Here is a 22,058-nt window from a genome sequence, read left to right on the forward strand (position 1 = left end):
CGGTGCACGCCGTCAGGCAAGCAGCGCCGGCAGAGCGGCCTGGAGCCACACGTCCGCAGCGCCGTGCGCGACCATCGCGCCCTCCAGCCCGCGTCGCTTGAACATCCAGCCGAACACGACGCCGGCGATCCCGTTGCCGAGCAGCACGTGGGCGATCACGGCGCCGGTGATCGGAATCCGCGCGAACGCAACCGAAGGCAGATGGAGCGCGCCAAAGAGCAACGCCGCGGTCACGTTGCTTGGCCAGAAGGGCGCGCGCACGCCGATGCGTCGCGCCAATGCAAAGAGCGCGGTGAGCACGCCCCACCGCAGCAGCGTCTCCTCGACGATTCCGCCGTAGAACGCGCTGCTCGCGCGGGTCCAGAAACCCGCGGGCACGGGGTGCGACAGTCCCTCCGGCACGGAGGAGCGCAGCATCAGCGCAATCGCGGTGACGGCGATCGCGGTGACGCTGCCCACAGCAGCCGCCTCGATGGCCACGCTGCTGAAAGCGGACGGACGCTGGCGGCGCTCGGCGAAGGCGCGCAGCCAGGGAGCATCGAGACCCGCGCGCGGCGCAAAGCGCACGCCCGCGTATGCGGCCAGCGCGCAGAGCACGAGCGCCTGTACACCTTGGAGCGCCAGCAGCGCGGCCGGAGACATGGGCGGGTGTACTGCGCGGATTTCGGCGAGCAAGAACGGCGAGGCCAGAGCGATGCCGGCGGCGCAGAGCGCGACGAGGAGCGCCCAGGTGCGGTTCACGCGGCCGGCGTCCCGAAGATCGCGTTCTCGCGAACGATGCGCGCCACGCCGGGCCGGGTCAGCTCGGCGCCGAAGAGCGCGGAGAGGAGCTCCGAAGGACGCGCCACCGCCTCGTTCTCGCCGGCGCGCAGCGTGAACCGGATCTCGCGCGTACCCGCAGCCACCAGAGAGTCCAGGGACTTCTTCAGATCGACGCGCACCGGCTCCTTGCCCTCGCGTTCGCGAAGCACCAGGGCCTCTCCCGCAACGGCGAACTCCGCCAGCCGCGCCGCCGCGTCCGGCAAGCCTTCGGGAAGCTCGACCCGATACTCGAGCCCGCGGATGGTGCGCGAGAGGGATTCCCCCCCGGGCCGCAGCGCCTCGCATTCGAGGATCCGGAATCCTTCGGGCAGGTTCTGGCGGACGCGCCGGGCGACGTCCGCCGGCTCCTGCATGCCGAACAGCTCCAGATCGAGGTACTCGGCACGGCTTTCCGTCCCCACGGGACACGCCGGCCCGAAACTGACCTTCGGTTTCGGGTGGAACCCTTGCGAATGCGGGATCGACAGCTTCGCGCGCCGGAACGTGCGCAAGAGCGCCGTCATCGTCTCCAGATGACTGAGGGCGACCGCCACGCCCTCCTTCCCGTAGCGCAAGCGCAGGAACGTCCGCTCCGCCGGGAGCGCTTCCGGCGCGCTCGCGGGCTGCCGCCGGTAATCACCCGGGTGATACACGATGGTATCCACCACCTCGTAGTCGCAGGCGCCGCAGGCGGTGCAGATTTCCTCGCCGTACGCGCAGTCGGGTACCTGCGCCTCGCGCAATGCCCCCACCCGCGCCTTCCACAGGTACGGCTTGGTCACCTCGCAGTCGATGTGATCGAAGGGCAGCGTCTCGCGCTCGCCCTTCTCGCGGTGGGCGAAGAAGCGCAGCCCGACTCCATGACGGCGCTCCGTCTCGGCAAACGCTTCCTGCCAGACGTCGAGATTGAAGTGCTCGGTCCAGCCGTCGAGGCGCTGTCCGCGTCGGTACGCGTGCAACACCGCGGTCGCGAGCCGCCGATCGCCCAGCGCCAGAGCGCCTTCCAGAGCGCTCTGCCTCGCATCGTGCGGCTTCACGTGCAGGTCGCGGTAGCCGCGCCCGAGCCGCCGCAGCTCCTCGCGCAAGAGCGCGTGCTTCCGCTGCGTCTCCTCCAGCGGGATCATCGGATCCCACTGGAACGGCGTGAACGGCTTGGGACAGAAGGTGGAGACGCCGACGTTGATCTCCGCCCGCGGGTTCGACTTCTTTCCCCGGCGAAGCGCGTCGGCCGACAGCTTCACGATCGCGCGCACGTCCTCGTCGCGCTCCGCCGGCAGCCCGATCATGAAGTAGAACTTCACCAGGTCCCAGCCCGCGCCGAACACCGTGTCCACCGCGTGGAGCAGGTCCTTCTCCGCGTTGCCCTTGTTGATCACCCGCCGCATCCGCTCGGTGGCCGCCTCGGGTGCAACCGTGAATCCGCTCTTGCGCACGCGCTTGATCTGCGAGGCGAGCTTCTCGGACATCGTCTCGGTACGGAGGCTGGGGAGCGAGATGCCGATGTTCTCTGGCCCCAGCTCGTCGAAGAAATCCTCCAGCACGCCGTCGATGCAGGAGTAGTCTCCCGCGCTGAGCGAGAGGAACCCGACCTCTTCGTATCCCGTCGCTTCCAGGCCCTGCTCGGCGATGCGGCGGACGTCGTTCGGGTCGCGCTGCCGCGTCGGCCGCGTGATCATTCCCACCTGGCAGAAGCGGCAGCCCCGCGTGCAGCCGCGCTGGATCTCCAGCGGCAGCCGGTCGTGCACCGTCTGCATGAAGGGCACGATCGGCTTTTCCGCCTGCGGGACGAGGTTCAGATCCGGGATGACGCGGCGGACGATGTTGTCGTATCCGGGCTTCAGCGGCTCGTACGCGCGTAACGTGCCGTCGCCGTTGTAGTGGGGACGAAACAGCGAGGGAACGTAGACGCCGGAGATTTCGGCGAGCAGCCAGAGCAGGTCTTCGCGGGAACCGCGCCCGCGCTTCCAGTCGGCCATCGCGTCGCTGATCTCATGCACCACCTCTTCGCCTTCCCCAATCACGAAGGCGTCGAAGAAGTCCGCGACGGGCTCCGGATTGTAGGTGCACGGGCCGCCGCCCAGGATCAGCGGGTCCTCCCGCTCCCGATCCCTCGCGTGCAGCGCGATGCCGCCCAGTTCGAGCATCGCGAGCACCGTGGTGTAGCAGAGCTCGAACTGCAGGGTGAACCCGACCACGTCGAAGGCGCCGAGCGGCGCGCGGCTTTCGATGGAGAACAGCGGTTGCCGCTCCGCCTTCAGGGCACGCTCCATGTCGGGCCACGGCATGAAGACGCGCTCGCAGGCGACGTCGGGACGCTCGTTCAGCGCGTGGTACAGCAAGCGAAACCCGACGTTGCTCATCCCCACCTCATAGGTGTCGGGAAACGCGAGCGCCCACTTCACCCGAGCCGCGGCGAGGTCCTTGCGCACCGCGTTCAGCTCTCCGCCGGCGTAGCGCGAGGGCCTCTGGGCGGAGAGGATGAGGCGGTCGAGGACGGGCAGCTGCATGCCTCGTCGGGTGTAGGGGGCGGTGCGGGTCGCGTCAAGCGAGGACCGCCCTCGTCTGCTACTGTCAGCCGATGCGCTGGTCCGCCATCGCGCTGACGTTCGCCTGCCTGCCGTTTTTTGCCGCAAGAGGCGCGCCGAAGTATCCCGATTCGACAGGTTGCGTCGTCGATGCAGCGCAGGTCCTGACTGCAGGCGAGCAGGGGACACTCCGACAGATCGCGAGCCAACTCGACCGCGAAGGGCTGGCGCAGCTCGCGGTCGCCGTCGTCCGTTCGGAGGATCTCGGCGATTTGTCGCGCGCAGAGTATGCGGTCGAGCTCTTCCGTCGATGGAAGCTTGGGCACTCGAAACAAGGCTCCGACGGCTTGCTGCTCCTGTTCGTGACCGGCCCTCCGGGAAAACGCGGGCTCAAGGTGGAGGTCGGTTACGGTCTGGAGGACACGCTTCCGGACGGCAAGGTCGGGGCGCTGATGGACGAAGCCGCCGGTCCGCACCTCAGAAAGGGCGAGTTCGGCGGGGCCGCCGTCGCGCTCGCCTCGGCGCTGGCGCGGACGGTGGAGCAAGCAGCGGGCGCCGGAGGGTCCCTGCAGGACCGCGGGCGAAGTGCACGGGCCAAAAGCTGGCTCGCCCCCGGCACCGCGATAGCCCTGGCGCTCCTGCCTGTTGCCGCGATTTTTGCCCTGTTCCTCGCATTCGTACTGGCCTACGCACGCAAGCGGATTCCGGGAAAGGAAGCAAACGTACTGGTGGTGGTGTCGGTGCTGACGTGCCTGCCGGGATTCGTCGGCCTGGTGGCGGCGAATGCGCACTGGTTGATCTGGGCGCTGTTTCTCACCATCGCGCTCGCCGTCGTCGACGTCGCGCTCTACCTGGAGCTGCAGGAAAGCCAGTGCCCGCGCGACGGTCGCTGGCTTCGCCGCCGGATCCTCTGGAGCTCGCTCCTGGTCGAGAAGAGTTGCGCTTGCGGCTATCGGACGGAGTTCTCCTTCGCGCCCGGTTCGGGCCGGGCTGCCTCGACCCACCGGACGTCGGCGACCACCGCCGAAGGCTGGAAAGGAGGAGGCGGCGGCGAGTCCGGCGGAGGGGGAGCGGATCGGCAGTACTGATCGGCTCCCGATCAGACGTCGAACGCCCCGAGGACGGTGCCGCTCGCGTCGAGCTCCAGGAACCACGTTCGCTGCTGTGGCGCCTCGCTCTGTTCGCCTCCCGCGACATGGACGGTGAAGCGGACGCCGGTCCGTTGGGCGCCCGCGATCTGTTCTGGCCGCCGTTCCGGCAGAAGCTCTGCGGCAAACGCCGAGAGCTCTCCGCTCAGGTGATAGAAGCGGCAGTTCGCGATGACGCCCTCGCGCCGTCCGTCGAACTGCAGCTGCTGCTGCGTCAGGTACCGGCTGGTGACGAGGAAGTCGACGCGGATCCTCTCGATCTCGCGCGCCCGCCAGATCTCCCACTGGTATCCCTTCGGGCCCACGAGGACGTTGATCGCGTCCTTCTTCGTGGGATTCGCGGGCTGGAAGATCATGCAGGCGACCAGGTCTTTGTGATCCTTGCTCGCGACCATTTCCAGCCACGACCTGATCACCAACGCATCGGCCGGCGTGCCCTGCTTCTTGCTCTCCGCGTCCGCGATGCGCTTGCGCGCGTCGTCTCCTGCCGCCTTGTAGGTCGACTGGAACCGGTCGGCCAGGTCCTTGTATGCCCCATCGAACTGCTTCTCGTCGAAGGGCAGCAGATAGAAGCGGATGAGGTCGCGTTGCATCGCGTGCAAGTGGCCTGAGTTGAAGTCGGCGTCGAGCTGGTCGTCGATTTCCTTGCGGGTGAAGGCGCTGCTCCCCATGAGCCATGCCATCGTCATCGCGTGGCCCGGGGTCCACCAGGCGTGGCTGGGCGCCTTCTTCGATTTCACGTAGTTCTGCGCGTCGGCCTCGATGCGGGCCTTGTAGATGTTCACCGAATCGAAGGACGGATGGCGTCCCTCGCGGAACATCTTCTGGAACCCGTGCTGCGCCGCCCACTCGTCGGCGGCGAACAGCAACGACTTCGCGCCCACGACCGAAACCTCGATGCCCGCGATCTTCCCCTGCTGGGCGAGGCCGCTCGCCATCTTGACCAGGTCGGCGCTGCGGTCGTCGACGCCTTCGTAGTTCAGCCAGCGCGCCGCGGCGTCCGTCCAGCTGTTCATCGCTTGCTGGACCGCAGGGATCTCGTTGATGAAGCTTCCGATGGTCCAGCCGATGTCCCAGGCGATCAGTACCGCCCGGACCTGCGGGATCATCGACGCGACCTGCGCGGCCGTCAGGCCCACGACCAGGGTCAGCTTCACGGGCACCTCGCCGCCGACCGGCGGGGCCTGCTGGCCGAGGTCGAACAGGTCGTCGACGTAGAACGTGATGGGCAACTCGACCGCCGGAAGGACGTCGTCGAGCGAATCGGAGGAGCTCAATTTTCCCGTCCGGACGCGTGGCATCGCCACGTCGAGCGTCACGCCCTTCTTCCTGGTCAGCGAGTTCCAGGACTGAAGCGTGTCGAGCCCGCCGAACAGCTCGACGATCCGATCCACGTTCTTGCCCGCCGTAGGCTCCTTCGTCGCTCCGTCCCAGGGAGCGACCGACAGGGTCAACTCGCAGGCCTGGCGCACCTTCACCTTGATGCTGCCCTTGCACGGGACGAGCGCGGATCGCTCTTCCTTCGATTTCTGCGGCTGGGAATTGAGAGTGTCCAGCGCCGCCGCCAGGAGTTTCTCGATCTCCCAGCCCGCGCTGAGGGTCAGCTTCTTCTGCCACCCGTTGATCTCGAGGTTGATCAGCCACTTGCGGGCATTGCCGTCGCCCTCTCCCTCGATGAACAGCTTGACCTGGCGGAGAAGCGAGGGAACCCGCCGTTCGATGGCGTCGATGATCGGCTCCAGCTTCGGCGCGAGAACGTCCAGCACCTTCTTCAGGATCTTGTTGCGCCACTTCTCCGGCAGCACGCCCCAGATCGCGCCCGCGAGCTGAAGGATGGCCACGGCGAAGCGGAAGACGTGCGACAGATCCTGCGGCGATCTGGTGAGCTTGATCGCCGCTTTCGCACCCGGCTTCTGCCCGATGGCCACTGAAGCGCCGTCGATCTCGGTGCCGGCGTCCTTGATCTCGAATTCGTCCTCGATCTCGCCCGTGCCGTAAAAGAACCAATCGCCCGCGGCGGAGAACCGGCGCTGTTTCTTCTCCGAGGGCTTCCACTTGAACGCGAGAGTGGTCCCTTGCGGCTGCCTCGAGATCTCCGCCGTTGCCTTGTCTTCGTCGAACCAGTCGGTCTGCCGGACGCGGCGATCCTCCGGATGGGCCTTGCCGTGGCCCTTCAGCGTTCCCTCGAAAGTATTCTTCGAATTCTGTTCTATCTCCAGGGACCAGTTCACGTTCGCATCCGGGAACGTCTCGACCTTCCAGGTCCCCGGGATGTCCTCGGGGTGCATCGCGTTCCAGGCTTCGTAGACGTTGAGCGATTGCTTCACGAGCTCGGCAAGCGCCTTCAACCGCTCGACCCATTCCCCGATTCGCGCTTCCTTCACTCCCGGTTCCGGCGGCTTGTTGGACGGAGTCTTCACCTTCGCCGGCAGCCCGAGCTGCTTCCAGGACTTGTCCAGATCGTCCCTGGACTGGTCCAGACTCTTCCGATCCTTCTTCAGCTCGTCGCCCAACTCGACGAGCTTCTTCCGGTCCTTGGGATTCCACATCAAGGTGGTGAGCGCCTCGACCACGTCCGCGACCCACTCGATGGCGAGCTTGGCCGCCTCTCCCTTCTCGATTTTCTCGCTGACGTCCTTGACCGCCTTTTTTTCCGGGTCGGTCTTCGGCGGATCCGGATCGGTGCCCGGATCGTGGAACGCGCGCACGACCTTGTCGCCGACGACCCACAGCTTGAGGAAGCAGATGAAGAGCGTGGTGTACGCCTTGATTCGCTTCTTCTTTTCCTCCGCGTCCATGCCCTTTTCGTCGACGCCGAAGAGCTTGTCGCAGCGCTGCTGCAGCTTCGTGAAGACCTCGTCGATGAACTTGAAGTCCTTCTTCGAGAGGCCCTCGGCGAGGATCGCCACCGCCTCGATCAGCTCGAAGGGATGGAAGTCGAACTCGAACGGCTCCTCTGGCTTGTGATCGGGCTTGTAGTTGAAGGCCGCGTAGAGGTGCTTGAACGCCTCGTCGACGTAGAGGACGAACGGCTTGAACTCTTTCGGGTCGTTGATGTTCTTGCGCTCTTCGTCGAGGTCCTTCTGGAGCATCTCCTGGCTGACACCGAGCGCGTCCGAGCCGTGTTTGACCAGCTTCTTCCAGAAGGGATCGGGAAGCTTCGCGTCCGCCTTGGTCTTGCCTGTCTTCTCCTGTCCGGAGCTGGCCTTCGCCTTCTTCGGGCCGCCCTGCGTCTGCGTGGAGGCCATGACCGGCTACGCTCGCAGGTACAGCGGCGCGAACGACTGTCCAAGCCCATCGGCGGTGGCGAAGATCGACGCCGACGAGCCGAACCCCCATCCGGTATCGGGGATGGCCACCTCCGCGACGCCGCTTCCGTCATCAATCTTGAGGATGACGCCGGGGTCCGCGGTCTTGCCGGAAACCGAGTCCTTCACCTTGATCGGGAAGCTCTGCCCGTCGTAGCCGGTGGCGACGACGTGCAGCTTCACCTTCTCGCCCGGCTTTGCGCTGCCGTGGCGCCAGAAGAACCCGAGCAGGAACTTCGCGGCTTCCCCGGGCGGTGCAGACTTCTCTCCAGTGGCCAGGTAGTGCTGGCCTTCCGGTGAACGGGAGACCTCGACCCAGACCTCCCTCATCTTCGCCTTCGTCTTCGGACCGGCGATGCCGTCGACCTTCAGACCGTACTTCTGCTGGAAGGCCTTCACGGCCTCCTGGCTCTGCGAGTCGTTGACCGCGTCGGGCTCGCCATTGTCCTTGTCGATGATGCCGAGGACGTAGAGGGCCTTCAGGCGCTGCTCCACCATCAGCTGCGAGAGCGTTGGCTCCTCCTTCTTCTGCTCCACCGGCTTGGCTTTCGCTTTCACCTTTTCCGGAGTGGCCTCTTCGCCCGCGGGGATCTCCGTCGTCTCCACCTCCGGAATGTGCACCGGCGGTTTGCCGGCGGCGGCGCCCATGGCGTAGGGCTCCGGGCGGTTCATTCCGTGGAAGCGCGCGACCTCGATGGCCTTGATCCTCGCGGAGGGGTACTTCTGCTTCGGCGGCACCCGGCATCGGCCGTCCTGGAGATCGATCTTCTTCGCCTCGGCCTCGCTAAGCCAGGTCACCCACGCGCCCCGCCTGACGTTGTCCTCTTCGTCTTCGAAGCAGGGCGTCTTCAGGACCTCGTAGCGGGGCTGGCCCGTCTTCGCGTCGTCCTTCACCTTCTTGAGATGTTGCGTGCAGCCGCCGATGCTGACGCCGAATCCGGCGCCGCCGAGCGGGTCGGTGTTGATCTTGCCGTTCGAGGAAATGTAGAGGAACGCGTCCACCTTTCCGTCGCGATCGGTGTGCACGTCCCAGCAGTAGACGGCGTGGCCGCCTTTCGGATCCCAATCGATCCCGACAGCGTCACCGCGGCGCATTTCGCCGGGGTGGATGGCCTCCGCCAGGTTGAACGCGATGCAGGCGCGTACCCAGCCGTTGTCCCGTTTCGGGTTCAAGCCGTACTGCTTGACGCCCTTGTGGCTCGCGCTGAGGTTGCCGTTGACGCAGCTATTGAACAGCTTGGTGAGGACGCTGCCGTCGGAGAGCTTCGGCTGGTAGGGCGGTCCGCCGTCGCTCAGCGCCATCATCAGGGCGGTGCCGGTGAACGGCGAGCAGGAGACACCGTTTCCTGCGCTCGGCCCGAGCGTGCCGTCCGCGCAGGCAATCTTGACCAAAAAGGCGCTGTTCCCGTTTCCCTGGCTGGTCCGGTACCCGGCGATGTCCAGCTCGCGCAGCTTCTCCCAGGCGGCGATCAACTTGTCGAGGCTGACCTCCGTCCTGGAAAACGCCGGCAGAGGTGTCTTGAACGACTCGCTGTAGTCCCTGAAGCCCATTGGACTGCCCCCCTACTTCACGATCAGCGTGTACGGCGTGGGATCCTCTCGCAGCACCGAGGAGACGATGGTCGGAATCTGGAACTTCTTCCCCTGGACCTTCAGCTCGTAGCCGCCGGCGGGCACTCCTTCCATCTCGACGTCGCCGTCCGCATCGGTCTTCCCCTTGTGCGAGACGCCGCCCTTGCCGGTCACTTCGTAGTCGACTCCCGCCAGCGGCTTGCCGTTCCCGTCGAGCAGCCGGATGAAGATCCGGGGTGGGTCGTCCTGCGCGGCATCGTAGGGATCCAGCGCCTCCGGCGGTGGGGCGTCGTCGCCGGGATCGTCGTCGAGGATGCGGATGGCGTACTTCTTGTTCTCCGGCACCTTCACCGCGATGTGCCCTTCGGCATCGGTGGTGACGGGCGGACCCACGGTTTCCCCTGTATCCGGATCGATCACCTCGACGAGCTGGTTCATCAGTGGCGTCCCGCCGACGGACCGGATCACCGTGCTGAGGAAGCACGCCGGACCGCAGAAGGCGCGGAGCGCCGGCACCTCCGCCGCGCGCCGCACCAAGCCTGCACAGTCGGCCTCGACGTCGAGGTCCGCATAATCGAAGCCGTTCTGCTTTCCCGTCGCCTCGACCGCTGACAACTTCCACGACGCCTCTGCCCTCTCCGACGCGACCTGCGCTTCGACCTCCGCGACCGCCGCACCTCCTTCGAGCGGGAAGATGCGGAACATCAACGCCGTACCGTCCGCCGCGCCGATCACCTCCGCGCTGAGCTTGACTGTCTCTCCCTGGAACGCCCGCCCAGGCTCGACGGAAACGACCCCGATGTGAACGACCGCCCGCGCGGCGACCTCGAGCGAAGAGGGCTCGTCCGCCTGCGCCGGCCGCTCGTCCGAGTCGTCCAAGCGCAGCGTCACCGGAGGCGGTTCGAAGACCTCGGCGTCATCGAAGAGCACCCGGACGATGAAGTTTCCCACCGGAACGTCGTTTTCCTCGAGGAAGCCGCTGGCGTCCGTCTTCCCGGTGCGCGTCTCGCCGCCGTGAAGCGTAATCTCGTAGTCCACGTTCGCGAGCGGGTCGCCGGTTTCCTCGTCGACCAGCCGGCGATGGATTCCGTCCTTGATCACCGCCGGCGTCGCTTGCTGCTGCGCTGCGGCTTGCTGCTGCGGCTGCGCTGCCTGCGGCGGCTGCGACGAGTTCCCCCACTTGTCGCGCGCGACGTAGAAGATGCAGTTGTACCCGGCCGCGTCGTAGAAGTGGTTCGCTTCCGTCACCAGGTAGTGCCCCGAATAGGCGCCGACCTTCTTGATGTTGACCAGCGCGCCGGGCCTCACCACCGGGTTTCCCTGAACCTCCACCTCGGCGGTGATGAACTGCATCGCGCGCTTCGTCAGCGCGGCCTTGGCCACCGTATCGGCGTGCTCCTGCGTCCCCACCTGCGACTCGACCAGCGAGACCTCCGGCTTGCTGGAGGTGAACTTCGCGAGCTCGGCCCCCGGCTTCACGCCGGGCACCGCCCACAGCTCGTCGCCCGTCTGCGCCGTTCCGTTCAGCTGGCCTTTGCCGGAGACGTCCCACGCGCCCACCTCGACGGAAGCGGAAGGCTTGCGGAAGTTCGCCACCGGCAGGAACGTCTTCACCTGCTCGCCGAAGGTGAACTCGGCGTCGTCGTTGCTCGGGATCTGCGGCCGCTCGAAGTGCAGCTCGCTCCCCTCGATGAAGAACATGTACCCTTCGAGGTCGGCCATCTGCCGCAGGAACTCGAAGTCCGTCTGGTTGGCCTGGAAGCGAAACATCTTCACCGGCGACGGAGCGCCGGCGCGGGTCTTCGGGGTCAGGCCGTAGTCCGCGGCGATCTGCTTCGCGCAATCGATCGGCGATGCGTTCGCGTAGGTCTTTGTCTTCTTCGCGCGCATCATCCGGTGCGAGCGGTCGAGCCCGCGCAGCACCAGCACCGTGGGCCCGGAGCGCTCGAGCTCCGTCCGCCAGGCGGTGACCTCGCCGTCGAAGACCTGCTTGAGCTTTCCCGCTTCGCCGAGCTCGATCTTCACTTCCTTGCAGTCGGTGAAGGTCGGCTTTCCCTGCCACTTCAGATCGGGGTCGGAGACGACGACCTCGAAGGCGCTGGCGCCCGATCGCGTCTGGAAGACCCGGATGCCGAGGACCGCGCCGGCCTCCTCGCCCTGGAGCTTGTTGCCGTCCAGATGTATGGCGAAGTCCGTCTTGAAATCGGCCACCGGCGCGGAACCTCGCAGCGCACACCTACGGTGACCGCACCTTACCTTTTCCTACGCCCGGCCGGAAGAGGGACGGCCGAGCGAGCGGAAATTCAATGGGTGATCACGAAGGTGCGGAAATCTCCACGGGCAGGGGACCAGTGGACCCCGACGTCCTCTACCTCGGACGACGGTGGTCCGCGCTTGCACCAGGCGATGAACTCGTCGATGCGCTCCTTGGGTCCTTCCACGATGGCCTCGACGCGGCCGTCGGGCAGATTGCGGATCTCTCCGCACAGCCCGAGGCGCATCGCCTCCTCCTGCGCGCTGGCGCGGTAGAACACGCCCTGCACACGGCCGCTGATCAGCAGATCCGCCCGGTTCACTCGAGCAGCTCCCGGAAACCGTTCTCGTCGACGACGCGCACGCCCAGCTCCTGCGCTCTCTTCAGCTTGCTGCCGGCGTCTCCTCCGGCGACCACCAGATCGGTCTTCCGACTCACCGATCCCGAGACGCGGCCGCCGCGCCGCTCGATCTCCGCCTTCGCCTGCTCCCGAGAATACTGCGTCAGCGTGCCGGTGAGCACCACGGTCTTGCCGGCGAACGGCCCGGCGGTGGCGACCACCTGCTCCGGTTCCGGGCGCACGCCCGCCCCGAGGAGCTGGCGAATCACCTCGCGCTGGTCGGGCAGCGCAAGAAAGTCGTGGATGTGCCGCGCGACTTCCGGCCCGACGTCGCGCACGGACTGCAGATCCTCGACGGACGCATCCATCAGCGCCTCGAGCGAGCCGAAGCGGCGCGCCAGCGCCACGGCGGTGGCCTCGCCGACCATGCGGATGCCGAGCGCGTAGATGACATGTCGCAGCGGGCGCCGCTTGGACGCCTCGATGGCGGCGAGCAGGTTCCGCGCCGAGAGATCGGCGAATCGATCCAGCCCGACGAGCTGCTCGTAGGTCAGCGAGTAGAGATCTGCCGGGGTCTTCACGAGCCCGGCCTCGGTGAGCTGCGTGCTGGTCTCCACCCCCAGCCCTTCGATGTCCATCGCCAGCCGGGAGGCGAAATGGCGCAGGCGCGAGACGGTCTTCGCCGGGCAGACGGGGTTCGGACAGCGGGTGATCGCCTCGCCCTCCTCGCGGACCACGGCGGTGCCGCACGCAGGACACTGCTTCGGCATCTCCCAGGGGCGGCTGTCCGGCGGGCGCGACTCGACGATCACCCGGACGATCTCGGGGATCACGTCGCCGGCCCGGCGCAGGAACACGCGATCTCCAACGCGCACGTCCTTGCGGCGCAACTCGTCCTCGTTGTGCAGCGTGGCGCGGCTGACCGTCACCCCGCCCACGTGGACGGGCTTCAACGCGGCGACCGGCGTCAGCGCACCCGTCCGCCCCACGCTGACGAAGATGTCCTCGATGGTGGTGGCTTCTTCCTCGGCGGGGAACTTGTACGCGATGGCCCAGCGGGGCGTGCGCGAGACCGCTCCCAGGCGGCGCCGCTGGTCCTCCGAGTCGACCTTGATGACGCTGCCGTCGATCTCGTACGGCAACTCGTGGCGCATCGCGAGCATCCGCCGGTACTTGTCCTTCACCCCCTCGAGCGTCTCGCAGAGCTCGTTGTGCGGATTCGTTCGCAGGCCCAGCTCGCGCAGCAGCGCCAGCTTCTCCCAGTGCGTCGCGAACGTCACCCCCGGCGTGTCGCCCACTTCGTAGAAGAAGATGCTGAGAGGGCGCTGGGCGGTGATGCGGGGATCTAGCTGCCTGAGCGATCCGGCGGCGCAATTGCGCGGGTTGACGAACGTCGGCTCGCCGGCTTTCTCCCGCTCCTCGTTCATGCGGACGAAGTCGCGCTTGTTGATGAACACCTCGCCGCGAACCTCGAACAGGGCGGGCGGCCTTCCCCCCAGCTGCAGGGGGAGCATCTTGATGGTCTTGAGATTGGCGGTGACATCCTCCCCGGTCAGGCCGTCGCCGCGCGTCGCTCCCTGGGTGAACCGGCCCTTCTCGTACGTCAGCGTCACCGCCAGCCCGTCCAGCTTCGGCTCCACCACGTAGCGGACCGGATCCCCGACGAGCAGCCGGTGCACCCGGGCGTCGAACTCGAGGAACTCCTCCTCGGTCATCGCGTTGGCCAGCGACATCATCTGCCGCCGGTGCGTCACCTTGGCGAACTTTTCGCTCGGCGCCGCCCCGACGCGCCGGGTGGGCGAGTCGGGCGTGATCAGATCCGGGTGGTCCGCCTCGAGCTGCTCCAGCTCGCGGAAGAGGCGGTCGTACTCGGCGTCGCTGAGGGTGGGAGCGTCGAGGACGTAGTAGCGGTGGCTCGCGTCGCGGAGCTGGCCCCGGAGCTCCTCCGCGCGCGCGGCGGGGTTTTCCATGCCCCGCGGAGAATAACGCATTGACGCTCGCCCCACGGGCCGCTAGAGTGCGCGCCGCTTCCAGTCAGTTCCCCATGCGCGCGCCGCCCGGCCGGGCGAGCAGCGCTCCCGACCCAGATGAACCTGTCCGAGCTGAAGGAAATGAAGATCCTGGCCCTCGCCAAGCTGGCGAAGGAGCTGAGCATCGAGGCCCCGGGCGCGCTGCGCAAGCAGGAGCTGATCTTCCACATCCTGCAAGCACAGAAGAGCGACACGCCGATCAACGCCGAGGGCGTGCTGGAGGTCCTGCCCGACGGCTTCGGCTTCCTCCGCAGCCCCGACTTCTCGTTCATGCCCGGGCCCGACGACATCTATGTCTCGCCCTCGCAGATCCGCCGGTTCAACCTGCGCACCGGCGACATGATCAAGGGCCAGATCCGCCAGCCGAAGGACAGCGAGCGCTACTTCGCCCTGCTCAAGGTCGACCACATCAACTTCCTGGAACCGGTCGAGGGCAAGCAGCTCCTGCTCTTCGACAACGTCACCGCGCTCTACCCGACCCGGCGGATCAATCTGGAGCACAAGAGCACGGACATGAGCACGCGCATCATCGACCTGCTCAATCCGATCGGCCTCGGGCAGCGCTGCCTGATCGTCGCTCCGCCGCGGGCCGGCAAGACCGTGCTCCTGCAGGACATCGCGCATGCAGTCACCGCCAACCATCCCGACGCGTTCCTCATCGTCCTCTTGATCGACGAGCGGCCGGAGGAAGTGACGGACATGCTCCGGACCGTGCGTGGGCAGGTGGTGTCGAGCACGTTCGACGAGCCCGCCACCCGCCACGTCCAGGTCGCCGAGATGGTCATCGAGCAGGCCAAGCGGCTGGTGGAAGGCGGCCGCGACGTGGTGATCCTGCTCGACTCGATCACCCGCCTCGCCCGCGCCTACAACGCGACGGTCCCGCCTTCCGGGAAGATCCTCTCCGGCGGCGTGGACTCCAACGCGCTGCACAAGCCGAAGCGGTTCTTCGGCGCGGCCCGCAACGCCGAGGAGGGTGGCTCGCTCACCATCATCGGAACCGCGCTGGTGGACACCGGCTCGCGCATGGACGAGGTGATCTTCGAGGAGTTCAAGGGCACCGGCAACAGTGAGATCGTGCTCGATCGGAAGCTGATGGAGAAGCGCATCTTCCCCTGCCTCGACATCAACCGATCGGGAACGCGCAAGGAGGAGCTGCTGATGGACGAGAAGCAGCTCAACCGGGTGTGGATCCTGCGCCAGTTGCTGCATCCCTTGAACACCATCGACTCCATGGAGTTCCTGCTCTCGAAGATGCGCGGGACGAAGACGAACAAGGAGTTCCTCGACTCGATGAGCCGCTGATGCGCCCGGAGCGCATCGCCTCGGCATCGGCGCTGATCGCCAGCGCCGCGCTGCTGGCGGCGCCGTGGCGCGGGCACGTCGACGACTTCGACGCGCAGATCCACACCGTGATCGCCAGGAACCTGGTGCGCGACCATTCCTGGTTCAACCTCCGATACCTTCCCGGATACGAGCCTGTTTTTCGCGATCACCTGCCGTTCGGGTTCTGGCCCGCGGCGGCGGCGATCCGCGTCGCGGGCGAAGGGGCGATCGATCCGCTCTACGCGCTGATGACGCTCGGCGCGATCGCCCTCTCGGGAGCGATCGCGCGCCGGATCGGCGGGGCCTGGGCCGCGGCCGCCGCGATGATGCTGCTCGGGACCTGCGAATCGATCTGGCAATACGGAGGTCGCCTCTTGCTGGACGCGCCGCTCTTTCTCTTTGCGACCGCGGCGGTTGGAACGGCGCTGGCGGATCGCTGGAGAGCGGCGGCAGTGTTGGCGGCGGTGGCGACGTTGATCAAGGGGCCGTTCGGTCTGCTGCCGCTCCTTTGCGTGGCGATCGCCCGATGGCGCGACCGACGGGGCGCGCTGGCCGTGATGGCAGCGGTCCTGCCGCTGGCGCTCTTTCTCGCCGTCGATCCCGGCGGGGGGTGGCGAAGCGGGTATCTGCACGGCCAGCTCTTCGCCTCGGCGACGGGAGCGCGGGGAGCAGGAGCCGGCGCGTGGTGGTTCCCGCTGGCGGTCGTCGGCGGGCGTTTCTGGCCCGGGTTTCCCTTCGTCGCGCTCGCCGTCTGGCAAGCGCGCCGCAAGGTCGCCCTTCGCCCGCTGCTTTGGACCTGCGCACTGATGATCGCCGCGCTCTGCCTGCCCGAGCGCAAATGGGGCAACCACACTTACGTTGCGTTCCCTTTCCTCGGAGCCATCGCAGGAGTCGCGGCAGCGAGCTTGATTGAAGGGGTGCGTGAAAAGATCCTCGCCGCGGCAACGGCGACGCTCGCGGCGGTCGCTTGCGTCGTGTCGGTGTCCGGACTCGGAGCGAGGGTCCTGCGCCCACCGTGCCCGTTCTCGACGGCGCTGGCCGGGCCCCTCGCGAAGATCCCTGCCGGTACACCGATCGCGGTCGTTTCCGGCGACCGCGATCTCGGCGCGCTGGCCATCCTCGCCGCGGAGCGCGACCTGTCTCCGTTTCTGGAATCCAGCCTGGCGACACGACCGGATCTGGCGGTCGCGGTCGTGCGGCACGGCATCGAGGTACCGTCGGCGTGGCGGGCGGTCGCAGAGGGTAGCGGATGGGTGCTCGCCGAACGGACGTTCAGCGCTCCAGAGTCACGCCGGCCATGAATTGTTCCATCGAGGTCCTGCCGTTCACCGGGACCCGCCGCAGCCTGAACAGATCTGCGCTTCCATGTCTGGATCCCGCCACGGCGACGCGGTATCCGGTCGCCCGCGCTGCTCGTGCGATCCGCCCCCGCACGGAGTTGTATGGATACGCAAGCGCCTCGACGGGTCGGCGGAGCTCCTCTTCCAGGCGGAGCCTGGACGCCCGCAATTCGTCGTCCACGCGCGCGTCGGCAAGGTCGGCCAGACGCGGGTGCGTCGCGGTATGCGAACCGATCTCCATCCCCGCAGCTGCCAGCTCGCGCACGCCGTCCCAACTCAGGTAGCCGGGTTGTCCCACGAGGCCCGTGATGATGAAGAACGTCGCGTGCATCCCCCGCTTTCGCAGAGAAGGCAGAACGACCTGCAGCGCATCGGACCTGCCGTCGTCGAACGTCAGGATGACCGCGCCCTCGGGAAGCGGCGTCCGCGTCCGGCGCGACTCGATCAGGTCGTGCAGGGAGACGGTGTGGAACCCTTTCTTGGCGAGCCAGTCGAGCTGCTGCTCGAACGCCGTCACCGGGACATTGTAGTCGTCGGCGACGTCGCCGCCGGCCGAATGGTAATTGAGGATGGGCACCTCGGGCTGGCTGCGCGCGCAGCCGAGCACCATCAGCACCAGACAGAGGCGCTTCATGGGCGCTTCCCGACTCCCGTATGGACGAGTTGCCGGGTCTGCGCGAGCCCGAGCGCAAACACCACGGTATCGGGCATCAGCCCGGCGACCCAGGGGTTGAGACCGTTCTCCGCGAGCGCGACGCCGAAGCGCGAGAGCGCATAGAAGGCGATGAAGACCGCAAGGGTCACGACGTACGCGCTCCCCCGGCCGCCTCGGGTCGCGACGGCGAGGGGAACCCCGAGAAACGCGAACGCGACGCAGACGAACGGAAGCGCCCAGCGGCGCACGAGCTCCACCCGCAGGCGCCCCGCCTGCCGCAAGTCGCCGCGCCGGTCGAGGTCGACGAGCCGCTCGCGGATCATCCGGCGGCTCAGCGCCGCCTCGTTGCGAGCGAACCGGTTCTTGTGCGCCACCGAGTCCTGCACGCCGATGAGGAAGCGACCCTCCTGGAAACGGGCCACCGTCTCGCCGTTGGGCTCGATCCGGTGAAGCTCGCCGCGGGACAACCGCAGCGCCAGCGCCTCTCCTCCGGCATCCTCGATCCGGCCGACCTCCGCGAGGGCCAGCAGCGGGGCGCCGTCGCCGACATCGTCCTCGATCAGCACCCCGTGCCACGTCGCGTATTGCCCGTTTTGCGCAGGGTCCTCGCTGGTCACGTAGATCATGAACCGCGGGAGACCGTCGTTGAAGATGCCGGGCTCGAGTCCGGACTCCAGATTGCGCTTGATCACGTCGTTGAGCACCCGGTTGAGCTGTTGCAGCCCCCAGGGCTCCGCCCAATGCGTGAGCGCGGCGACGACCAGGGCGAGCCCGCCGCCGATGGCGAGCGGCACGCGGTAGAGGCGCAGCGGGTGCGTTCCGGCCGCGCTCAGCGCGAGGACTTCCTGATCGGCGGCCAGCCGGCCGAGACCGAGCTGCACGCCGAGCATGAACGCGAGCGGAACCGCGGCAACGAGGAAGTGCGGAGCGAGCGCGGCGGTGACGCGGAGCAGATCCTCGACGGTCACGGCGCTGGTGAAGACCACCTCGTTGAGCTGCAGGAGCTGGAGGATGACCAGCAGCTGGAGGATGGCGAGCAGCCCGACGCCGAGAGGGATGGCGATCTCCCGGAGCAGGAGGCGGTCCAAGAGCGGCATCGCCGCGCACTGTAGTATGTAAGCGAGCCTTGGATCGTCCGAAAACCGCCGCTGCGCTGGCGCTTGCCGGGCTCGCGGGACACGCGTTCTTCCTTCCCCTCTCCATCGCCGGTATGCAGATCGGCCTCGCGGTCGCCGCCGCCGGAGTGCTGCTTTCGCCACCGCGCCCGCTGCGCACGCCGCTCGACGTTCCGGCGCTGGTCTTCGTCGGCATTGCGATCCTCTCCGATCTGCTCGCTCCTTCCGGACCGCCAGCCTTCGCGGCCGCCACGCTCTGGAGGGCCGTGCTCGGGTTCATCGTGGTGGCACACGCCCTGCGCATCGCGCCTCCACGAACGCCTTGGCGATTGCTCGTCTGCCTGAGCGTGGGGCTTCTCTGCGCCTCGGTCGTCGGTCTCCTGCAATACCGGACCGGCTTCGACCTGGTGCATGCGCTCGGCCTTCGGTCCGCGCCGGCGCTGGTGCAGGCCCCCGGAGTGGAAGGCCGGTACGGCGCGATGGGCTTCTTCACCTCGCGGCTGACGTTCGGACACAACGTGACCCTCGTGCTCGCGACGCTCGCAGGCGCGCTCGTCAGCGGAGCGGTTCCGGCCGGATTTCGGATCGCGCTCGGGGCGACCTGTGCCCTGGGGCTCGCGGCGGTGGCCGTCACGTTCGACCGTGCCGCATACCTCGGCGTCGTCGTCGCCGTGGCGGTGCTCATCGTCCGCGGTGGGCGTCGTCGGCTGGCGGTTGCGCTCGCCGCGGCCGCGGCCCTCGGTGCGCTACATCCGGCAGTCCGCGGGCGCCTTTCGACCGCCTTCTCCGCGTCAGCGAACCCGGACCGTCTCTTCATCTGGTCGCGCGCCCTGGACGTCATCCGCGATCATCCGCTCCACGGCGTCGGATTCGCGAACTACCCGCTCGTCCTCGGACCCTATTACGACCGTGTCGATCCGCAATTCTTCATGCGGACCTGGGCACACAACCTCGAGCTGTCCACGCTCGCGGAAATGGGTCCGCTGGGACTCGCCGCGCTTTTCTGGCTGCTGATTGCCGCCGCCCGCATGGCGCTGCGGAGCAAGAGCCCGTTCGCGCTGGGCGCGCTGGCGGCGCTGGCCGCCTGGTTCACCATCGCCCAGGTCCACGACGTGCTCTACGACACCAAGGTCATGTACGCGCTGTGGTTCTCGCTAGCGGCAGCAACGTCGCAAGAACCGCCGCCGGCCAGAGCTGCAGGATGAGCCGATCTACCGACATGCGGAAAATCCACTTCAGCGGATGCGGCTGCAGGAGATAGACCGCCGCGAAAGCGGCGACGGCCAGGAACATCGCGGTGCCGAGCGGCGTCGCCGGAAGCCGCCGTACCCAGATGGCGAGCACGATCACCTCGGCCACCAGGAACAGCGCGAACGCCTGGAAAAAGACGACGCGGCGGAGCGAGTACAACAGGAGCTCTCCCCAACGCAGCGGGTCGAGCGCGTGCGCGATCAGACCGGCGGAAGTGGAGAGCCTGGCCAGATCGTTTGCAGGCGCGTAGAAAAGTTTGAAGCCGAGGAGGAGGAGGCCGGCGGGGACGGCGCCGGCGATGAATGCGAGCGTGCCGCGGGGATCCCGCGTGCGCGCCAGAACACCGAATCCGAGGCAGGCGGTGTACAGAGCTCCCTCGTTCTTCGTCCAGGCGCCGAGACCGGCGGCGAAGCCAGCCAGCAGCAGCATGCGCGGCGGCGGCCGCTCGGCGCGCGCGCAGGCGAGCACGATCAGAGCGCTTGCACAGCCCAGGTAGACGCCGAGTGGAATGTCGGACTGCTGGTTGGAAACGAAGATGGGAAAAGCCGGCACCGTGAGGATGGCCAAGGCCGCGAGAAGCCCCCAGCGCGCGCCATGGAGCCTCGTCACCGTGAGGGAAATCACGGAAACAGCGGCGACCCCGAAAGCCACGGCGATGCCCAGCGGAACGATCTTCGTCTCGGTCCCCGCCAGCGAGAATCCCTGGGCCACTGCGCCGGGGATGAGCCAGGGATAATCCGCGTGCGCCCCGAGGAGGAGATTGGGCGAGAACGCAGCCCGCAGGTCGGGGTCGCGCACCAGGAAGCGCGCCCGCAGGTTCCAGATCATCCAGGCGTCCCATCCGCCGTCGGGGAAGCGCCAGTCGTGCTCGATGAACGCGCCGATGGAGATGGCGCACGCGGCGAGGAAGAGCGCCCACAGCCAGGGCGGAGCAGGTTCACCGGGCGCCTCGGTCGCTCGGGGCCGTCCCCGCGAGGCGAAGAGCAGCGCCGCCCCGACGGCGACGAGAAACACGTCCTTGGCCGCGAACGAGACGCCAGTCATGCGGGCGGCGGCATACGCGGCGGACCAGGTTCCGAGGCCCAGGGCCGCCCCGATGGAGATCCGCAAGGCCCGATCGGCGCTCGTCGCCGCGCGTTCGGGAAATCCCCACGCGACGAGCCCCGCTCCCGGGAGCGCGATCGCAAGCAGCGCCAAGAGGATCATGGCGGCCGCAACACCGCCGTGCCTGGCCGCGGTTCGGCGACGAGGACCAGCCGCTTGCGGCGAAGCAGCTCCGGCAGGTTCGCCGGATCCGCCAGGTTCGCGACGATGAAAGGCGCCCGATCGTCGTCGTATCTCAGGATCAGGGGCGCGAGCGCGTACTGCGCCCGCTCGAACATGCCGTTCCCGACCGGCGAATCGTCGAACCCCGCCGGCCAGGGGAGCATGGGCAGGTCGCAGACGTAGCCCACTTCCCCGGTGGGCGGCAGGAGCGCCTTGACGGGAGCGTAGCGCGCGTCGATGCGCTCGCGGCGGACGTCATGGAGCGGCTCGGAGACGAAGTGGAACCATGCCGACCGCAGCAGGCCCACCACCGCCAGGACCGCCACGACGGCGGTGATCCGTTCGCGCGTCACGGCTCCGCGGACGCGCGCTCGCGAAGGGCGGCCTTGCGCTCGGAAGGAGCGACGAGGCCGTATCGCAAGATGCAGTACACGGCGCGGAAGGCGTCCTTGAGGCCGATCTTCTTCCCCTCTTTCACCGACCGCGGCCGGTAGGAGATGGGCCGTTCGACGAGGCGGAGCGCAGCGCGCCGCCTGTGATGGGCGAGAAGCGCGGTCACCTCCGGCTCGAACCCGAATCGCTCCTCGCGCAGGGGAAGTTTCTTGATCACGTCGGCGCGGATGACCTTGTAGCAGGTCTCCATGTCCGTGAGCCGGAACCCGGTCACGAGGTTGCTCGCGGCGGTGAGCAGCCGGTTGGCGAGCGTGTGCCAGAAGGGAAATCCCGTCCGGCCGCGCAGGAAGCGCGACCCGTACACCACGTCTGCCTCGCCCTGCCGGATGGGTTCGATCAGCCCCGGCAGCTCCATCGGGTCGTATTCGAGATCGGCGTCCTGGACCACCACCACGTCGCCGCTCGCCTCGGCGAAGCCGCGGTGCAACGCGGCGCCCTTTCCGCGGTTCACCGGCTGGTGGAAGATCCTGATGTCGGTGCGGCCGCGCGCCCCGGCGAGAACGGTGCGGGGATCCCGCTCGACCTCGTCCAGGAGGTGCCTGGTCCCGTCGCGGCTGGCGTCGTTGACGATCACCAGCTCCTTGTCGACCGGCACGGCGGCGACGCGGCGGAGGACGTCGAGGACGTGACCTTCCTCGTTGTAGACGGGAATGACGATCGACAGCTTCACGGCAGCG

At 67.6% G+C, this 22,058-nt stretch carries 16 protein-coding genes; 4 read left to right on the forward strand and 12 right to left on the reverse strand.

Annotated elements, in window-relative coordinates; all coding sequences use genetic code 11:
• Positions 1-12 precede the first annotated feature (12 nt).
• Both E6J58_13245 and E6J58_13250 read right to left on the reverse strand, forming a co-directional pair.
• A complete protein-coding gene (locus E6J58_13245; GenBank protein ID TMB36681.1) occupies positions 13-741 on the reverse strand; it encodes a CPBP family intramembrane metalloprotease in 729 nt (242 codons plus the stop codon).
• Positions 738-3,308 carry a TIGR03960 family B12-binding radical SAM protein gene (locus tag E6J58_13250; protein ID TMB36682.1) on the reverse strand — a complete coding sequence of 857 codons (2,571 nt, stop codon included), beginning with the start codon at positions 3,306-3,308 and terminating at the stop codon, positions 738-740. The genes E6J58_13245 and E6J58_13250 overlap by 4 nt, the downstream gene beginning before the upstream one ends.
• Positions 3,309-3,379: 71 nt before the next feature.
• Between E6J58_13250 and E6J58_13255 the strand changes: the two genes are divergently transcribed.
• On the forward strand, positions 3,380-4,414 hold the full coding sequence (locus tag E6J58_13255) for a TPM domain-containing protein (GenBank protein TMB36683.1): 1,035 nt from the start codon (positions 3,380-3,382) through the stop codon (positions 4,412-4,414).
• Positions 4,415-4,425: 11 nt separating this feature from the next.
• On the opposite strand, the gene E6J58_13260 is transcribed toward E6J58_13255, so the two are convergent.
• From E6J58_13260 to ligA, 5 genes are all read right to left on the reverse strand, one after another.
• Complete coding sequence (locus E6J58_13260) at positions 4,426-7,722, reverse strand: hypothetical protein (protein ID TMB36684.1); 3,297 nt, start codon at positions 7,720-7,722, stop codon at positions 4,426-4,428.
• 6 nt (positions 7,723-7,728) lie between these two features.
• On the reverse strand, positions 7,729-9,333 hold the full coding sequence (locus E6J58_13265) for a peptidoglycan-binding protein (GenBank protein ID TMB36685.1): 1,605 nt from the start codon (positions 9,331-9,333) through the stop codon (positions 7,729-7,731).
• A gap of 12 nt (positions 9,334-9,345) precedes the next feature.
• Entirely contained in the window at positions 9,346-11,565 is a 2,220-nt protein-coding gene (locus E6J58_13270) for a hypothetical protein (protein TMB36686.1), read from the reverse strand.
• Between the two features lie 92 nt (positions 11,566-11,657).
• Positions 11,658-11,930 carry an acylphosphatase gene (locus E6J58_13275; protein ID TMB36687.1) on the reverse strand — a complete coding sequence of 91 codons (273 nt, stop codon included), beginning with the start codon at positions 11,928-11,930 and terminating at the stop codon, positions 11,658-11,660.
• Positions 11,927-13,918 carry an NAD-dependent DNA ligase LigA gene (ligA, locus tag E6J58_13280; protein TMB36688.1) on the reverse strand — a complete coding sequence of 664 codons (1,992 nt, stop codon included), beginning with the start codon at positions 13,916-13,918 and terminating at the stop codon, positions 11,927-11,929. The genes E6J58_13275 and ligA overlap by 4 nt, the downstream gene beginning before the upstream one ends.
• Positions 13,919-14,035: 117 nt before the next feature.
• On the opposite strand from ligA, the gene rho reads away from it, so the two are divergent.
• The gene (gene rho, locus E6J58_13285) at positions 14,036-15,280 is read left to right on the forward strand and encodes a transcription termination factor Rho (GenBank protein TMB36689.1); all 1,245 of its coding nucleotides are present in this window, start codon (positions 14,036-14,038) and stop codon (positions 15,278-15,280) included.
• Entirely contained in the window at positions 15,280-16,602 is a 1,323-nt protein-coding gene (locus tag E6J58_13290) for a hypothetical protein (GenBank protein ID TMB36690.1), read from the forward strand. Before rho ends, E6J58_13290 begins: the two co-directional genes overlap by 1 nt.
• Here the strand turns inward: E6J58_13290 and E6J58_13295 are convergent.
• Entirely contained in the window at positions 16,574-17,275 is a 702-nt protein-coding gene (locus E6J58_13295) for a polysaccharide deacetylase family protein (GenBank protein TMB36691.1), read from the reverse strand. The genes E6J58_13290 and E6J58_13295 overlap by 29 nt on opposite strands.
• Positions 17,272-18,393 (reverse strand): YjgP/YjgQ family permease, encoded by a 1,122-nt coding sequence (locus E6J58_13300; GenBank protein ID TMB36692.1) that lies wholly within the window; start codon positions 18,391-18,393, stop codon positions 17,272-17,274. Before E6J58_13300 ends, E6J58_13295 begins: the two co-directional genes overlap by 4 nt.
• A 29-nt stretch (positions 18,394-18,422) precedes the next feature.
• On the opposite strand from E6J58_13300, the gene E6J58_13305 reads away from it, so the two are divergent.
• Positions 18,423-19,616 (forward strand): hypothetical protein, encoded by a 1,194-nt coding sequence (locus E6J58_13305; protein ID TMB36693.1) that lies wholly within the window; start codon positions 18,423-18,425, stop codon positions 19,614-19,616.
• Here the strand turns inward: E6J58_13305 and E6J58_13310 are convergent.
• The 3 genes from E6J58_13310 to E6J58_13320 are packed head-to-tail and all read right to left on the reverse strand — an operon-like array spanning position 19,543 to position 22,051.
• The gene (locus tag E6J58_13310) at positions 19,543-20,868 is read right to left on the reverse strand and encodes a hypothetical protein (GenBank protein TMB36694.1); all 1,326 of its coding nucleotides are present in this window, start codon (positions 20,866-20,868) and stop codon (positions 19,543-19,545) included. The genes E6J58_13305 and E6J58_13310 overlap by 74 nt on opposite strands.
• On the reverse strand, positions 20,865-21,281 hold the full coding sequence (locus tag E6J58_13315) for a hypothetical protein (GenBank protein ID TMB36695.1): 417 nt from the start codon (positions 21,279-21,281) through the stop codon (positions 20,865-20,867). The genes E6J58_13310 and E6J58_13315 overlap by 4 nt, the downstream gene beginning before the upstream one ends.
• Positions 21,278-22,051 (reverse strand): glycosyltransferase family 2 protein, encoded by a 774-nt coding sequence (locus tag E6J58_13320; protein ID TMB36696.1) that lies wholly within the window; start codon positions 22,049-22,051, stop codon positions 21,278-21,280. Before E6J58_13320 ends, E6J58_13315 begins: the two co-directional genes overlap by 4 nt.
• Positions 22,052-22,058 lie beyond the last annotated feature (7 nt).

It is taken from the genome of Deltaproteobacteria bacterium (assembly GCA_005879535.1).
In the GTDB taxonomy this organism is placed as follows: domain Bacteria; phylum Myxococcota; class Myxococcia; order Myxococcales; family 40CM-4-68-19; genus 40CM-4-68-19.

Coding starts and splice junctions, on each gene's coding strand:
- E6J58_13295 (TMB36691.1), bottom strand. CDS start 17,275: ATGAAGCGCCTCTGTCTGGTGCTGATGGTGCTCGGCTGCGCGCGCAGC.
- E6J58_13260 (TMB36684.1), bottom strand. CDS start 7,722: ATGGCCTCCACGCAGACGCAGGGCGGCCCGAAGAAGGCGAAGGCCAGC.
- E6J58_13290 (TMB36690.1), top strand. CDS start 15,280: ATGCGCCCGGAGCGCATCGCCTCGGCATCGGCGCTGATCGCCAGCGCC.
- E6J58_13300 (TMB36692.1), bottom strand. CDS start 18,393: ATGCCGCTCTTGGACCGCCTCCTGCTCCGGGAGATCGCCATCCCTCTC.
- rho (TMB36689.1), top strand. CDS start 14,036: ATGAACCTGTCCGAGCTGAAGGAAATGAAGATCCTGGCCCTCGCCAAG.
- E6J58_13265 (TMB36685.1), bottom strand. CDS start 9,333: ATGGGCTTCAGGGACTACAGCGAGTCGTTCAAGACACCTCTGCCGGCG.
- E6J58_13310 (TMB36694.1), bottom strand. CDS start 20,868: ATGATCCTCTTGGCGCTGCTTGCGATCGCGCTCCCGGGAGCGGGGCTC.
- E6J58_13250 (TMB36682.1), bottom strand. CDS start 3,308: ATGCAGCTGCCCGTCCTCGACCGCCTCATCCTCTCCGCCCAGAGGCCC.
- E6J58_13255 (TMB36683.1), top strand. CDS start 3,380: ATGCGCTGGTCCGCCATCGCGCTGACGTTCGCCTGCCTGCCGTTTTTT.
- ligA (TMB36688.1), bottom strand. CDS start 13,918: ATGGAAAACCCCGCCGCGCGCGCGGAGGAGCTCCGGGGCCAGCTCCGC.